This window comes from Flavobacterium sp. WG21, from assembly GCF_000335775.1.
Taxonomy (GTDB): Bacteria; Bacteroidota; Bacteroidia; order Flavobacteriales; family Flavobacteriaceae; genus Flavobacterium; species Flavobacterium tructae.
Genome location: NZ_AMYW01000023.1, coordinates 15,793 through 31,322, shown reverse-complemented (window position 1 = coordinate 31,322; position 15,530 = coordinate 15,793). Strand labels below are relative to the sequence as shown.

The following is a 15,530-nucleotide window of genomic DNA, read 5'->3' as shown; positions in this document are numbered from 1 at the left end:
TTTCGAGGGGTACGTTTAGTAAAAATCTTGTTAAGAGTAAAAAAGTCTCAGGTTTGAAATAGGTGTATGGCTTACAGAATTGAACCGCAAGGTCCGCAAGGTTTTTTACTAAGCAGGATTTTGTAAAAAATAAGGTTCGCAAAGCTAAACATAAACTTTGCGAACCTTGCGAAAATCTTTGCGGACTTTGCGGTTAAATCATATCACAATTCTATTCTCATTTCAAACCTGAAACCTGAAACCTGAAACCTGAAACCTGAAACTTGAAACTTGAAACCTGAAACTAGAAAAATCACCCAATCTGCAGATGTTCCATATTCTTTCCTACCAAAGTTCGGGTACCCTTCACTTTAAAACCTAATTTTAAGTACAGTTTTTTGGCGTTCGGGTTGGCATCTTCCACCAATAGTCCGAGAGTCCTTTGATTTTGAGTTACATACTCGTCAATTAAAAATTGCAGCAGTTTTGAGCCAATCCCTTTTCCCTGATGATTTGGACTTACACCAACCGAATCAATATAAAATTCACCACTTTGCGTTTCGTCTTCAGGATTAAAATCAGCATTGAAATTCAGACGAACATAATCAACAATTGGTTTTCTCAACGAATGCAATTGTCCTCCGTCATAAACAGCAACAGCACCAATAATTTCGTTGTCTTCCTGCGCTACATAACAATTTTGATAAGAGTATTGATTATTCTCGGTTTCAACAAAATGAAGCAGGAAATAGTAGGCCGTTTTAGGATCCTTTTCACCTGTAAATTTGTAGATAATGTCCTCCATTGCCAGCAGCAAAAGTGCTGTAATATTTTCCGAATCTTCAATTGTTGCTTTTCTGATAATCATGATAAATGCGTTTAGTGTACAAAATTACACCAACTTTTACAGATGAATCAATTTTGCTCAATATTTGTGATGAAAAATTACCTTTTTCATAATTTAAAAAGAAATGTTTGGTACTATAGGTTATAATTTTTATTTAGTTAACATGTTTGTTATTAATGATTTATGTGTGTTTTTAAGTGTGCTTTTTTATTTAGCAGATCGAGTGTAATAATTTCAAAAATGAGAGTAGTCAGCGTTTTCCTTGTTGCGCAAAATGATACTTTTTGTAGTATAAATGCTATTTTTTTAAGAATGGCTGTTGATAACTGTTTTTAGGACGAAGCCTTTTTTTCGCCCCTATACTGTTGATAACTCTATTTAGATTTAGTATAAATAGCTGATGTTTCGCCTCTTAAGCTTTATTTTCTTCCTGTTGATAAAAAGCAAATCTAAGGGTCGATTTTGAGGTGCCCAACTGTTGATAATTGCGTTGTTTTTTAACATCAAAAAAGGGGAGAAAGAAGATCTCGGGGTTAAATTTGTAACTATAGAAATGTCGTTAATACCTCCCCAAGAACGAAGCATTTTTATCCAGGTTCAGTCACCATTTAATACTTATATATATGTCTATATTTGATAAAAGAATCAATTATAAACCTTTCGAGTACCCGGAGGTTTTGCAATTTACAGAAGCCATAAATAAAGCGTATTGGGTTCATACAGAGGTTGATTTTACAGCCGATACGCAAGATTTTCATTCTCATTTAAATGCCGCGGAGAAAACCGCCATTAAAAATAGTCTATTGGCGATTGCACAGATAGAAGTAGCTGTGAAAAGTTTCTGGGGAAATATCTACGAGCATTTTCCAAAGCCGGAATTCAACGGATTGGGGAGTACTTTTGCCGAATGTGAATTCAGACATTCTGAGGCTTATTCACGTCTTCTGGAAGTTTTAGGTTACAATGATGAATTTGAAAAACTGATGGAGATTCCGGTTATCCGCAAACGTGTCGATTATCTTTCGGACGTGCTTAAGGATACCAAATCTCAGGACAATAAAAAGTATGTGATTTCACTGATTTTGTTTAGTATTCTGATCGAAAATGTGTCACTTTTCAGTCAGTTTGCAATTTTATTGTCTTTTACGCGATTCAAAGGCTACATGAAAAATGTGAGTAATATTATTGCGTGGACTTCTATCGATGAACAAATTCATGCTAATGGCGGCATCTATATTGTAAACAAAATACGTGAGGAGTTTCCGGATTATTTCGATGAAGAAACATTAAACCTTATTCGTGAAGCCGTTAAAAATTCAATAGAAGTAGAAGCTGATATATTAGACTGGATTTTTGAAGAAGGTGAGATTGAAACAATCAATAAGACTGATTTGGTTAATTTCATGAAATTTAGAATAGACGAAAGTCTGGTTCAGATCAATATCCCTACTATTTTTAATGTTCCGGCAGATGATTATAAAGCGATGGCCTGGTTTGAAGAAGAAGTTTTTGCCAACAGCCTTGACGATTTCTTTGCCAAAAGACCGGTAGAATATACCAAACACGACAAAAGCATTACCGCAAACGACCTGTTCTAAAAAGCAAAATTACAATGATGAATACAATAGATACAACTTCAGCAAACAGTCTTCCGTTAAGTGAAGCCGAGAATAAAATGTGGTGGAAAAACTCTGAAAGTGAGCAAATCTTAAATCGTGGTTATCTTTTAAAAGGTGAAACTGTAGAAGGTGCAATTGACAGAATTTGTACCGCTGCAGCCCGAAGATTATACAAACCCGAATTAAAGGAATCTTTTGTAGAAATGATCGAACGTGGCTGGATGAGCATCAGTTCTCCCGTTTGGGCGAATATGGGAACTGAACGCGGTTTGCCAATTTCGTGCTTTAATGTACATGTTCCCGATGAAATAGAAGGAATCACCCATAAATTGGGAGAGGTGATCATGCAAACCAAAATTGGTGGCGGAACTTCCGGATACTTTGGAGAATTACGCGAAAGAGGAAGTGCTGTTACTGATAACGGTAAGAGTAGTGGAGCGGTAAGTTTTATGAAACTTTTTGATACTACAATGGACACCATTTCTCAGGGAGGGGTCCGTCGCGGAGCATTTGCTGCATATTTAGATGTTGATCATCCGGATATTGAGGAATTTTTGAAGATTAAGAGTATTGGAAACCCAATTCAGAATTTGTTTACCGGAATCTGCGTGCCGGATTACTGGATGCAGGAAATGATTGATGGTGATGTCGACAAGAGACAAATCTGGGCTAAGGTGTTAGAAAGCCGTCAGCAAAAAGGATTGCCATACATTTTCTTTAGTGACAACGTAAACAAAAACAAACCACAAGTTTACAAAGACAAAAACCTGCGCATTAATGCCAGTAATTTGTGCAGCGAAATTATGTTGCCTTCAAGCATTGACGAATCGTTTATTTGCTGTCTTTCGTCAATGAATCTCGAACTTTACGACGAATGGAAAGATACTGAAGCCGTAAAATTAGCGATCTTTTTCCTGGATGCCGTATTGCAGGAATTTATCGAAAAAACAGAAGGTAATTATTACCTTTCGGCAGCCAATCGATTTGCCAAAAGACACCGTGCACTTGGACTTGGTGTACTGGGATGGCATTCGTATCTGCAAAAAAATATGATTCCGTTTGAAGGAATGGAAGCCAAGATGAAAACTACCGAAATTTTCCAGCATATCAGTGATAAAGCCGATAAAGCCACTCAGGATCTGGCCAGAATTTATGGAGAACCAGAACTGTTAAAAGGATATGGAAGACGTAATACAACCACCATGGCTATTGCGCCAACAACATCATCATCGGCTATTTTAGGACAAACTTCACCTGGAATTGAACCTTTCAGTAGTAATTATTACAAAGCCGGTCTGAGCAAGGGAAATTTTATGCGTAAAAACAAATACCTTAAAATGTTACTGGAGAAAAAAGGACTGGACAATGAAGAAGTCTGGAGAGAAATTATGCTGAATGGCGGAAGCGTACAACACATGACACAGCTGACAAAAGAAGAGAAAGACGTTTTTAAAACCTTTAAAGAAATCAGTCAGTTAGAGATTGTACAGCAAGCTTCCATACGTCAGAAGTTTGTAGATCAGGGGCAAAGTATCAATTTGAACATTCCTGCCGATTTACCCATTAAAGAAGTAAACCGACTGCTTATAGAAGCCTGGCAGCTTGGTATCAAAAGTTTGTATTACCAACGCAGTCAAAGTGTATCGAAAGAATTGGTAACCAGTTTGGTAAGCTGCAGCAGTTGTGAATCATAAAATAAGAAAGGCCGGATGTATCATCCGGCTTTTCTTATTTATAAGGGAATTTTATTGTAAAATACTAAAACCAATAGTATATGAAGTCTTTGCGGCTTTGCGACTCCGCGAGATTTATTCTTTCTTCGGATTTACAATTTTAGATCGAAGTATATTAAAGAAGGCCGGATCATTTATCCGGCCTTCTTGATAAAATAAATAATAGAATTACTTTTTAATGGCCTTTACTGTTTTCAAAACCAAGAATTGTGATCATATAAGGTGTATTTGAAACCTTGATTTTCTTTGTAATTGCCATGGTAGACAAATTCAGCTGCAGTAATTCTCCTGTAGTTGGAGAAGTAATATAACCAAAGTTCTCTGTTAACTGAATTTGTGGCTTTAAAGCTGCATCAGTGGCAGTTTCGGCAATAACTTTACCTTCCTTTTCAAGTTGCAGACTGGTAAGATTATACAATTTGAATTCGCCCGTATGCAATAGAATTCCTAGTTTAGTAGCATTAAAACTTACTTTACATTGCATGATAGCAGTACTTGCCAAAATAGGTTTAATCGTTTCACTTGCCACGTCAATTAAGTAAGCTCCTTTTGCAGCAGTATATCCCACAAATTTTCCTTTTGCCTTTGTTTCTAAAATAGTTCCAAACCAGGCAGTTCCAAAATCAGCAGGGAGTGCGATAAGCTTTTGTTTTCCGGTACTTTCCACTACAAGGACACCACTTGCTGATCCGAAAACGGCATATGTTCCATCTGAAGCATTTCCGTGAATTCCTTTGGTAGTAACTGTTGCGTTAAAAAGAGTCTTACCGAAATTATCAATGATTTTGACTTTTTCCGGGAGTGTTCCTGCTACAGAATTGTCTTTTTCGGTAATAGCATAAGTATCATTAGAAAAAGTAGCCATTGCACCGTGATGAGCCAACAAACCTGCATTTATAATCTTAAATTTAGCTCCCACAGTATTAATTTCAGATTCTTTAGCAACAGCCAGTGTTCCGTCGCCGTCATTAAAAGTCATTAACTCTCCGCTTTTGCTTTTAAAATGGGTAGGCATAGGCGACTGGCCAATTAAAGCACCAAATTTAGGGATTCCGTCTACATCCACGTGATCGCCATGACCTTCAAAACCGCTGTCAAAAGTTTCAACCGTATTGCTGGCTCTGTGAATGATTCCCGCATATCGTTTGGATTCTGTAGTATAAACGGTAGATTTTGCAAATTTAGCATTAAAAGAGCTTATCGTGGCTTCAACAGGATTAACTAAGGTGATCTCAGTTGTTTTTTCATCAGAAAGTAAAATTCTTAAGAATTTATACTCCGTTAAAGTTTCTTTGGGAGTTTCAGGAGTATTGTCATTGTCGTTGCTGCAGGAAAATAGAGCTGCAGATAAGGCGAATAGGAGAATGAGTTTGTAAAAATTGTTTTTCATGGTAAAGATAATTAAAGTTGATTTTTAAAAATTAATGGTAATAGGCATCGATTTATAGACGCTTATATTGTGTGTAGTGTTTTTATAAAGTACTACCCAATTGTAGGTTCCGGATTGCCAGGCTTTGTCAGCTGTAATTGGAGTTCCTTCGAAATCTGTAGCTGCACCAATAGTGATGCTTTGACCGCCCAAAACACCATTTATTTTTTGAAGTGTAGTAATTTTTGAAGCAGGCCCCAGACCTTTATGTTCGACTTTTGAAATGACAATAACTTTCTTCAAATCGAGCTTGTCGATACTTTCTGGATTGTAATTGGCACTTTTTTTAATCAAAACAGAATATAAAATTCCATCTCCCATAATTTGACTTACCTGTGCATGCGCAGTCAGAAGATCATTCTTTTTGAAAATAAGTTCCGGTTCAACCCAGGTATTCATGTAGTAAATCAGATTATCGTTTCGAGAGAGATTATCGCGGCCAATTACGGGATTGACAGGCAAGTTGACAGGATCTGTAATCGTAACGACCTCTTTAATTTCGAGTTTAGATCCGTTTTCATCTGTAACAATAAAAAGGAAATCAAATTTACCTTCCGGAGCATCAGCCGGAATATTGAAGTGTTTGTGTACATTAGTATTTTTTGCGCCTTTGAATTCCGCCCAGGACAGTTCAAATTTCCAGTCCTTGCTATAAGTTTCACCTTTTAAGGGAAGGATTTTCAACTGTACATCGGCAATTTTATCTCCGGCAAGCACGTCAGCATTAAAGTGAAAGTCACGTCCAATTAAGGCCTTTTTATTATTGGCGGTACCAATTTCAATATTTTCAGCTTTGGGTTTTATAACTTCTTTGTTGTCATCGTTACTACAGGCTGTAAAAGACAGATTAACAGCTAGAAAGAGCAGTATTAGTTTTAGCGTTTTCATTAGAGTACTGGGTTGATTAATTAAATTCATAGGGTATTTATTTGTGTATTAAAAATGGAATTTTCAGCGACAGAATGATGTTTCTTCCGGCTTCCGGAAGTTCTATTAACCTGTAGAAACTGGTGTGATTCAGGTATCTTGTGTTGAACAGATTCTGAACCTGAAGACTAATGATAAAATCCTGTTGTCCGGCTTTTAGTTTAGTTCCCATGGCCAGGTTAAAGACGTTACTGCTTGCCGTTTTCTTTTCAGGCGGGACAATCTGATTCTGCTCGGCAGTAAAGCGATAATCAAGAGAGAAATAGGTGTCTTTTAAACTTTTTATTTTTGGATTGTAAGTGATGCCAAACAAAACCGATGGGGGCGGAGAGAAGGGCAATGTGTATCCTTTTTTATCTCCCGACATTTGCTCGCTATAGAGATATTCTGCTAAAACTTCACCGCTTAAATTTTCCAGAAACTGATAACGAAGCTGTAATTCACCGCCATAACGCATGACTTTACTCTGCTCGTATTCAAATACCTGATTGCCGGCTCCGTAATAAATATCATGTTGCGAAGTTGGATTGAGGTAAATGTAATTAGGAAAATAATTAAAGAACGGACTCAGTTGAAAAGACCACTTAGTATTTTTCCATTCCATACCAAGATCCAATTGATACGAACGTTCGGGCGCTAAATTGGAATTGCCTTTTTCAAATCTGAAATAATGATAATTTACCCCATTTGAAGCCAGTTCTTTAGCAATTGGCATTCTGAAACTCGTTCCAAGATTGGCTTTTAAAGACCATTGTCCCGGTGTATAATTAACGCCTGCTGACCAGTTGAAACTCTGAAAAGTACGGGTCAGGTTTTCAGAACGTTTCAAATATTCAGCAGTTGTCTGGCCGTTTTCAGTGACTTGGCTAGGAAACCAATCTGAATACTGTTTCATTTTGATTTTGCCATAATCGAGCCGTACAGCGGCATGAAGCAGCCATAATTCGTTAAGCTGAATTTTATCATAAACAAATCCTCCAGCATTGAATTGTTTAAAGGCAGGAATCAGAAAACTCCAACCGTTAATGCTATTTTGTTGCTGTTCGGCATTGATTCCTGCGGTGAATTGATGATTTTGGATGGAAAACTCATCCTTAAAAGCAGCAGAAAACACTTCTTTATCGTATTGCCTTTCCAGATCTTTCGGAGCATACATATCAGAAGGATACAGGGGTGGCATATAACCATGATTGACATAATGACTCCATTCCCGACGAAAGTTTTTTTGGAAACCCAATTGCGTTTCGAAACGGTGTGAACCTAACGAAAAGGAAGTGGTATTACTGATTTTGGTATGTGTAACTTCCTGAAATGGCATTAAAATATCCCTGCTGGAACGATCGTGCAGTTGGGTGTCTACATTTCGTGGTTCGAGTCCATGTGCATTGGCAAAAAAGCCGCTTTTGGTATAAATATTACTGAAATAGAAAACCGATTTCAATTGATCCGTTACATAACCGGTACTGGCGTGTACATCGAGTTCTCGCCCTGCCGTGTTGCGCAAGTGATTTTTGTATAAAGGAACAGCATAATTGTATACGTGTACCGTATCAGTGGGAACGCGATAGTCTCCGTAATCCATAGCAGTTATTCTGGAATCAAAGAACCATTTTTCGTTTCTACCGTAAAGATTGACAGATCCTCCGAATTGTTCATTATTGCTTTTGCCTGTAAAATCAACTGTTCCGCCCAAAACATGTTGAGTAGGAAAAGGTACAGGCTGTATGTTTATGGCGCCGCCAATGGCATCAGAACCGTACATAAACGATGATGGACCTTTGATGATTGCCACGCGGTTTACAGCATATTGATCGATTTCTAAACCGTGATCTGCTCCCCATTGTTGACCTTCGTGTTTGATACCGTTTTCAACCACAATAACCTGATTGAAACTTAGTCCGCGAATTAGTGGTTTTGAACCGCCGGAACCAATAGAAATGGTCTTAACACCCGGAAGTCTTTGCAAAGACTGCATTAAGCTTCCGCCAAGATTACGTTGGATAAAGCTGCTGTTTACGATTTCAAGATTAAGGGATTCCTGCTTTTTGCGACGTACTTCGTAACCTTCACTAATGACAACTTCTGATAACTCTTGTATTTCCGGTTTTAAGAAAATAGCAGGGAGCACAATTGTGTTTTGACTTATAGCAATTGCCGTTTCATAAGAAGCATACCCGGAATAGGTTACCATTATTCGCTTTGTATTTTTAGGAACCTGATTTAGGAAATACTCCCCTTTTTTATTGGTTATAGTACTAATATGAGCCGGATACAGTGTAACCAAAGCACCTTCCAAAGGTTTTTGATCCTTAGAAAATACGGTGCCGGAAACACGAACGGATTGGGCTGCTACTTTTGTAACCAAAACAAAACAAAAGAGCAGCACGCAATAAGTCCGCAATTGATTTGACTTAGTCTTGTTCATCAAAATCAATTTATAATATTTTAATACTCAAACCTTTGATCGTCTGCCAGCCTTCCTTATCGGTTAAACGAATCAGGAAATGATAATCTCCAGCATCAATGTTTTGTGGAATTTCGATTTCCTGAACAGCTTCATAACTCTTTTGCCCGGAAGGAATCGTAACCGAATTGATGTAAAGCATCGGGTTTACCGGTTTTTTGATAGGATCCTCATTGCAGGAGGCTACTTCGGTACTGTGATTGTGATGGTCGAAATTGTGGTGAATGTCCAGACTATAAGATCCCAGTTGTGCGTTGTCTGAAAACTTTGCTCTGAAAGTAATTTTTTGTCCGCGAGTGATTGTACTGCATTGTATCGGAAACGCATTTGCGGCAGAAACATCAATTACAGGGTATTCGGTATCAATTTCGGTTTTATCACTGTCACAGCTTGTGAAAGCAAAGCCAGTCGCCAAAAAAGCCAAAAGCATTTTTGAAATTCTCATTCGATTTGGTTTGAGTTTTGTGGTATTCATATGTGAAAATTGTGGGTTACAAAAGGCATATTCCAAACCTGATAATACTAGGGAAATGGCAGTTTTAGGGCACAGGATTAGGCCGTAAAAAGCATTGTTTTCATCGGGAAGGAAATTGGGAAACAAAAGTAAAAGGGTGTACAGGGGAGCCAACGCAATACCCAATTACAGGTACTGAATTGTACAGTTGCAGACAATCAACCGACAGCGAAGTTCTTTTTGAAACAATAGTGTTGTGCGAAAGTGGTATTCCTAAAAAGGAATAAATGTATCAATCACTATCGATCAAAGTACTTTTCTAAATATAGAAAAAGACATAAAATAAAGCTGTAGTGAAAAAGTGAAATACTTTTTCGGTACGAAGAGTATCTAAAACGCGTAACAGCACATCCTCTCAATATTGAAATGATTTACTTTTGTCGTTTTAGGCAATAGGAGGTGCACGAAGGGCAAATAGAGAGCCTTTGAAAAAAGGAGCAAACGATTTGGAATAAAAATGTACATAAGGAATTGGTGTACTATTTTTATAAAACTGAAAAGTTACAAAGTCAAAAGTGCTGACCGGACTGAATTTGAAATGACAAATAGCACACTCTTCGTTAGAGTGATCCTGCATTTTAAATTCACTTTTATCGGTAGGATAAAGTACGACTTTTTTAGCAGTGGAATTGTGACCGTGTATGTGTTCATATGAATGTATCGCCGGAAATAGTATGGCAAATACTACCACCAACGGCATCAAAAGATTTATAAATTTAAATTTCTTTTTCATTCTAATGAATCCATAGCTAATAAGCAATGAAGTACAAATATAGAATTCTTATTTGTAAATGCAACATTGTTTCATTAAAAAAATAAAGAAAAAAATAAAAGGATAAATCTTATAAGTAAAAAGACAGTTGTAGGTCTCTTTTGTCGCTTCAGGGAACGAAAAATGGCAAAAAAATCAGCTTGTACTGAATAAAATTTCCGTTCCTTGAATTGACATTTGAATTTGAAGTAACTATGGTAAATGTTATAGTCTGATTAATGTGATACCGCTTTTAGTCCAATAATAGAACTTACCAGAGTAAACAGAAAAAATAATCGCCAGAAGTCAACAGGCTCTTTAAAAACAAGAATACCCATCAATACCGTTCCAACAGCTCCAATTCCGGTCCATACTGCATAGGCCGTTCCGATAGGCAAGGTTTCAGTGGCTTTAATTAGTAACAGCATGCTTATGGTTAGTGATACAAAAAATCCGGTGTACCATAAATAAACATCGGTACCGGTTGCTTCTTTGGCTTTTCCGAGACAAGTTGCAAAAGAGACTTCAAACAGTCCCGCAATAATTAGAATAATCCAGTTCATAAGTGTAATAATTTTATGGCGCAAAGTTCCTTTAACTCCCGCAATAAAAATTTAACAAATGATAAAAAATGAATTTATTTCAAATCGGCTCTGATTCTGCTGAGGCTAACCTGCGTGATACCCAGATAGGAGGCGATATGTCCCAATTGAATTCTTTGCAGTAGTTCGGGATGGTATTTCATAAGTTCCAAGTAACGATCAGTGGCATTTCTAAACTGCCTTGAAATCAGACGTTCTTCGGTTTTAACAAGTTCCTGTTCGGCAAATTTTCGACCCCAATTGGCAATATGAACATCGGTATCAAACAATTGCTGAAGATGTGTCTTTTTTAATTCGTAGAGTTCGCAGTCCTCCAGAAGTTCAATCGTTTCATAACCTTTTTGCTCCTCAACATAACTTTTCATCGAAACAACGGTTTGTCCTTCTTTTCCGAACCAAAACGTAACTTCATTATCATTCTCCTCAACATACGCCCGCACAATTCCTTTTTTTATAAAATAGAGCGCAGACTCAACCTTTCCGGCATTTAACAGTATATGTCCTTTGGGATATTTTATTTCACTAATACAAAGCTTTAGTGCATTTTTGGACTCCTCAGGAAGCTGAAAGATGTTGTCAAGAATGGTATCGATGTGCATTGTTAATGGTTGATGGTTAATTGTTAATGGTTGATTCTTTATTCTTTACTCTTTACTCTTTATTCTGGGGCGTTGACTATTAATATCTCACATCTCACTAAAAAGATTTCGCACTTCACAGATTGACAGGAAGCTAAATTAAAACCTTAGATTTCAGTCTGCTTAGTGTTTCCTGCGAAATATTGATGTATGAAGCTACAATTTTATTGGGCAGTCGTTTTACAATTGCGGGATTGATTTTGAGCAATTGAGTGTATCTTTCTAAAGCGGCCATAGTCGTAAACGACATTAGTCTGTTGGTATTATTGACATAGGCTTTTTCGAGATACGAACAATAAAACTCCCTCCATTGAGGAACAATCTCCATCAAATGATTGAAATCTTCATGACTGATATATAATAACTCCGATTTCTCGATAACCTGTATGTATTCTGTCGAAGGCATTTTGGTAATAAAACTCACCAAAGCCGTAGCGAATTGATTTTCGAATGCAATATACCGGGTGACGTCTTTTCCTTCTTCGTTGATGTAATAAATTCTCAAACAGCCTTTATCTACAAAATAACTATTTTGACTCGTTTGCCCGGCCGAAAGCAGCAGGTCGTTTTTATCCCGCTGTACAGGTTTAAAGTGCGACAAAATAATATTGAGATCTTTATCAGAAACTGCAATACGACTTCTTATATAAGCACCAAGTTGTTTGTAGGGCATTTTTTTAATTAGATGATTAGATAATTAGATTGTTGGATAATTAGATGATGAGTATCAACAATTAACCATTAAACATAGTCTTTTACATACTTTCGGTAGTAGATAATATCTTCTATTGAAAGTACTATCAAATTGTGTTGTACTGCAAAGCTAATGATTTTGTCCAGTTTGGCCATGCTTCCGTCTTCGTTCATTAATTCGCATAGAACGGCTTCCGGTTTTAGACCTGCTAATTTCATTAAATCTACACTACCTTCAGTATGTCCGTTTCGTTCAAGGACGCCGTTGTTTTTGGCACGTAGGGGAAAGATATGCCCAGGTTTTGCAAGATCTGTGGGTTTGGCATTTTGAGCAACTGCAGTTTTAATAGTTGTAATTCGATCTGCTGCCGAAACTCCCGTAGTTACACCCTCTTTTGCTTCGATTGTAATGGTAAAAGGCGTCTGAAAACTACTGGTGTTTTCTTTCACCATATAGGGTAATTCCAACTGATCGGCTTTTTCATTGGTCAGACAAAGGCAAACAATTCCGCTGCACTCTCGTATCATCATGGCCATGTCTTGTACATTGATGTGTTGTGCCGAAAAAATTAAATCGCCTTCGTTTTCGCGGTTTTCGTCATCAGTTAATAGAATTCCTTTTCCGTTTCGCAGTTGTCGTAAAGCATTTTCGACACGTTCGACGCTGGTTAAACCAAATTTTTCTAAAGGATAGGGTAATGTACTGATCATCTTTTGTTGCGTTTTTTGAATTAAAGAGCAGCAAAGCTAGATTTGTTTCAGACACAAAAGTTTGATCTAGGTCAATAAAATGAAGAGGATTCTTTAAAAGGTAAAAATCGTATAAATACCGATTGTCACAAATCCTTAAATTCATCTACTACAGAACGACATACTTTTACCAAAAGCCGTATAAATACGCATTGTAATGTCTGTTTTTATTGTTATATCTTCCTTGAATAATTTTGTATCTTAGTCTTTATTAATCTAGATCTGTACTGATTATAAGCTTTTTAGTAATCAGTATGAATTACAAAATAAGTAAGCAATGCCTTGGAATCCCGAAATTTATAATAAGTTTAAAAATATTCGTTATCAGCCATTTTATGATTTGGCCAGTTTTATTCAGCCAGTAAAAGGAATGAAAGCCATTGATTTGGGTTGTGGCACGGGAGAACAAACGGCGATTCTGTCTAATCAATTTGAAGAAGCGTACTTTTTGGGAGTCGATTCTTCGCCGGAAATGCTGGAACAATCCAAATCTTTAGAAACGGATCGTTTGCATTTTAGAAAAGCCACCACAGAAGAAACAATAGAATCGGGTGAAAAATGGGATCTGATTTTTAGTAATGCGGCTTTACAATGGTCAGACAATCATGAGATGTTATTTACCAGATTGCTGCAACAGTTAACCCCGAAAGGACAATTCGCTGTGCAAATGCCGGTACAGACGGAAAACAAACTCAATAAAATCCTTTTAGAGCTGGTACAGGAAGAGCCTTTTGTCTCTTTCTTAAAAGGATTTAAAAGAGAATCCCCGGTTTTAAGTATCGATGAGTACACACAAATTCTGTTTGATGGCGGATTGGAACATCTTCAGGTCCAGCAAAAAGTATATCCAATTATTGCCAAAGATCATGAAACCCTTTTTAGTTTCATCTCGGGATCGGCTTTGATTCCGTATACAGAAAGACTGGAAGGAGAGGAGAAGGTACTTTTTATTGAAACCTATAAAAAGAGAATAGCGGAAGGTTTTCCCAAACTTCCCGCTATTTATTCGTTTAAAAGACTCTTACTTTATGGTCGTAAAACCTAATGAAAGATATTTATTTGTAAAGAAAATTTTATTCTTTATAGAGAATAATAGTTGCTTTGTAACCTTTTCCCACATTCCACTGACTCGCTTCAATCACTTTTCCTTTGTCGTCATACACTTGAAATTCAGCTGTGTTCGGTGAAGCAGAACCTTCGTTTAAAGCTTCAAAGTCAATTTTGTTCATTCCTTTTACCAAGGTAATTTTAAAACCCTGATAATCTCCGTTTAAACTTACTTCGGGTTCAATTACTTTATCATTCAGGTATACGCGTATTTTATCGCCATCTACAAAAGCAGCATCACGATAACGAACAGTAGATACAGCCGTATTGGTGACAAAACCTCCCAAATATTCGTTTCTTCTGTAAAAAATGCCTTCCACATTGGCTTCCGGTTTATACAGGCTGTTGTTTTTATACAAATCTTCCGGATTGATTTTTAAAACGGTAGGTTCTTTTGGTAGTGGAAGATCGGGATTTAACGGAGTTTCTGTTGGAGGTGGTACGTCTTTTAATTCAACATTTTTCGAATCAATGGGTTTGTATTTGCCACCGAGTTCTTTCTGCGCATATCCCTGTAAAACAGCAGCGGTTAGTATAATAGTTAATAGTATCTTTTTCATATTATTTTAAGGTTTTAAGACAAACATCAAACGAATGCGTTTGTATCCGGATAGATAACATTTAAGTACAACTATTTATTGCATTTACTGAAAGTTAATTATTTCTAGTGTTTTGTAACATGCAGACAATCAGTTATAAATTTACGTTTTTTTTCGCAGATGCTTGTGCTGTTTATGTGAATACAGATCTCTTTTTGTTGTTGTTTTCCTCTTCATTTTGATTTGGAGAAAATAAATTACATTAAAAAGTAAACAAGAATCTTGCCGTTAATACTTCCTGATAAATTGGGTTGAAGCTATAGAAATCAGATAAAGTTTTAGAATTTCAAGTTAAGATTATAATTTTATTTTATAAGGTTGTAAAATTATCAATTTGATTTATGATAATGTCCGCCATAAATTTGTCTCATCAAATCAGAACAACGGTTTGAAAATTAAAAATTGATAACATTAAAAACTTTAATCATGAAATTTACAAGAAACGCAAACGCAAACTGGAAAGGTACAGGAATGGAAGGAAAAGGAACCATTACGACACAAAGTACTACTTTAAACAATGCTCAACTCTCTTTTAAAACCCGTTTTGCGGAAGGAGTAGGAACTAACCCTGAAGAATTAGTAGCTGCCGCACATGCGGGATGTTTTACAATGCAATTGAGCTTTTTATTATCAGAGGCCGGTTTTGTTCCCGAAGATCTTAATACTACAGCCAAAGTAACTTTTGAAGACGGAACGATTACTTTAATTACACTTGAACTTTCGGGATCGGTTCCGGGGATTACTACAGATGATTTTGAGAAAACAGCTCAAAAAGCAAAGGAGATTTGTCCTATTTCAAAATTGCTAAATACAGAGATCGCTTTAAACGTGTCTTTATTGTCTTAAATAATTGTCATTACAGGGTATCTCAGCTTTAA

15 protein-coding genes are annotated in these 15,530 nt (G+C 36.8%); 4 read left to right on the top strand and 11 right to left on the bottom strand.

All coding sequences use genetic code 11. The features are described from left to right. Positions 1-292: 292 nt before the first annotated feature. Complete coding sequence (locus tag C245_RS0115715) at positions 293-847, bottom strand: GNAT family N-acetyltransferase (protein ID WP_017497568.1); 555 nt, start codon at positions 845-847, stop codon at positions 293-295. Between the two features lie 602 nt (positions 848-1,449). On the opposite strand from C245_RS0115715, the gene C245_RS0115705 reads away from it, so the two are divergent. Together C245_RS0115705 and C245_RS0115700 are read left to right on the top strand one after the other, a co-directional pair. Beyond that, positions 1,450-2,424 carry a ribonucleotide-diphosphate reductase subunit beta gene (locus tag C245_RS0115705; protein ID WP_017497566.1) on the top strand — a complete coding sequence of 325 codons (975 nt, stop codon included), beginning with the start codon at positions 1,450-1,452 and terminating at the stop codon, positions 2,422-2,424. A gap of 17 nt (positions 2,425-2,441) precedes the next feature. Next, complete coding sequence (locus C245_RS0115700) at positions 2,442-4,139, top strand: ribonucleoside-diphosphate reductase subunit alpha (RefSeq protein ID WP_017497565.1); 1,698 nt, start codon at positions 2,442-2,444, stop codon at positions 4,137-4,139. A gap of 214 nt (positions 4,140-4,353) precedes the next feature. Here the strand turns inward: C245_RS0115700 and C245_RS0115695 are convergent, their stop codons facing one another. The 9 genes from C245_RS0115695 to ribB form a co-directional block, all read right to left on the bottom strand. Beyond that, the gene (locus tag C245_RS0115695; RefSeq protein WP_017497564.1) at positions 4,354-5,568 is read right to left on the bottom strand and encodes a hypothetical protein; all 1,215 of its coding nucleotides are present in this window, start codon (positions 5,566-5,568) and stop codon (positions 4,354-4,356) included. A gap of 24 nt (positions 5,569-5,592) precedes the next feature. Continuing rightward, entirely contained in the window at positions 5,593-6,495 is a 903-nt protein-coding gene (locus C245_RS0115690; RefSeq protein WP_026110101.1) for a DUF4625 domain-containing protein, read from the bottom strand. A 37-nt stretch (positions 6,496-6,532) separates the two neighbouring features. Beyond that, complete coding sequence (locus C245_RS0115685) at positions 6,533-8,959, bottom strand: TonB-dependent receptor (protein ID WP_081603542.1); 2,427 nt, start codon at positions 8,957-8,959, stop codon at positions 6,533-6,535. Between the two features lie 10 nt (positions 8,960-8,969). Beyond that, positions 8,970-9,443, bottom strand: coding sequence for a DUF4625 domain-containing protein (locus tag C245_RS0115680; RefSeq protein ID WP_035746835.1), 474 nt, complete (start codon positions 9,441-9,443; stop codon positions 8,970-8,972). 454 nt (positions 9,444-9,897) lie between these two features. Then, a complete protein-coding gene (locus C245_RS0115675; RefSeq protein ID WP_017497560.1) occupies positions 9,898-10,245 on the bottom strand; it encodes a hypothetical protein in 348 nt (115 codons plus the stop codon). Between the two features lie 254 nt (positions 10,246-10,499). Then, positions 10,500-10,826: a multidrug efflux SMR transporter gene (locus tag C245_RS0115670; RefSeq protein ID WP_017497559.1), complete on the bottom strand. Its 327-nt coding sequence runs from the start codon at positions 10,824-10,826 to the stop codon at positions 10,500-10,502. A 74-nt stretch (positions 10,827-10,900) separates the two neighbouring features. Then, entirely contained in the window at positions 10,901-11,464 is a 564-nt protein-coding gene (locus tag C245_RS0115665) for a Crp/Fnr family transcriptional regulator (protein WP_017497558.1), read from the bottom strand. Positions 11,465-11,597: 133 nt separating this feature from the next. Further along, the gene (locus C245_RS0115660) at positions 11,598-12,176 is read right to left on the bottom strand and encodes a Crp/Fnr family transcriptional regulator (RefSeq protein WP_017497557.1); all 579 of its coding nucleotides are present in this window, start codon (positions 12,174-12,176) and stop codon (positions 11,598-11,600) included. 68 nt (positions 12,177-12,244) lie between these two features. Then, positions 12,245-12,907 (bottom strand): 3,4-dihydroxy-2-butanone-4-phosphate synthase, encoded by a 663-nt coding sequence (gene ribB, locus C245_RS0115655; RefSeq protein WP_017497556.1) that lies wholly within the window; start codon positions 12,905-12,907, stop codon positions 12,245-12,247. Between the two features lie 316 nt (positions 12,908-13,223). On the opposite strand from ribB, the gene C245_RS0115650 reads away from it, so the two are divergent. Beyond that, a complete protein-coding gene (locus C245_RS0115650; RefSeq protein WP_017497555.1) occupies positions 13,224-13,991 on the top strand; it encodes a methyltransferase domain-containing protein in 768 nt (255 codons plus the stop codon). Between the two features lie 28 nt (positions 13,992-14,019). Here C245_RS0115650 and C245_RS0115645 read toward each other — a convergent pair whose 3' ends face one another. Next, positions 14,020-14,613 (bottom strand): hypothetical protein, encoded by a 594-nt coding sequence (locus tag C245_RS0115645; protein ID WP_017497554.1) that lies wholly within the window; start codon positions 14,611-14,613, stop codon positions 14,020-14,022. Positions 14,614-15,078: 465 nt separating this feature from the next. Between C245_RS0115645 and C245_RS0115640 the strand changes: the two genes are divergently transcribed. Continuing rightward, complete coding sequence (locus C245_RS0115640) at positions 15,079-15,498, top strand: OsmC family protein (RefSeq protein WP_017497553.1); 420 nt, start codon at positions 15,079-15,081, stop codon at positions 15,496-15,498. Positions 15,499-15,530 lie beyond the last annotated feature (32 nt).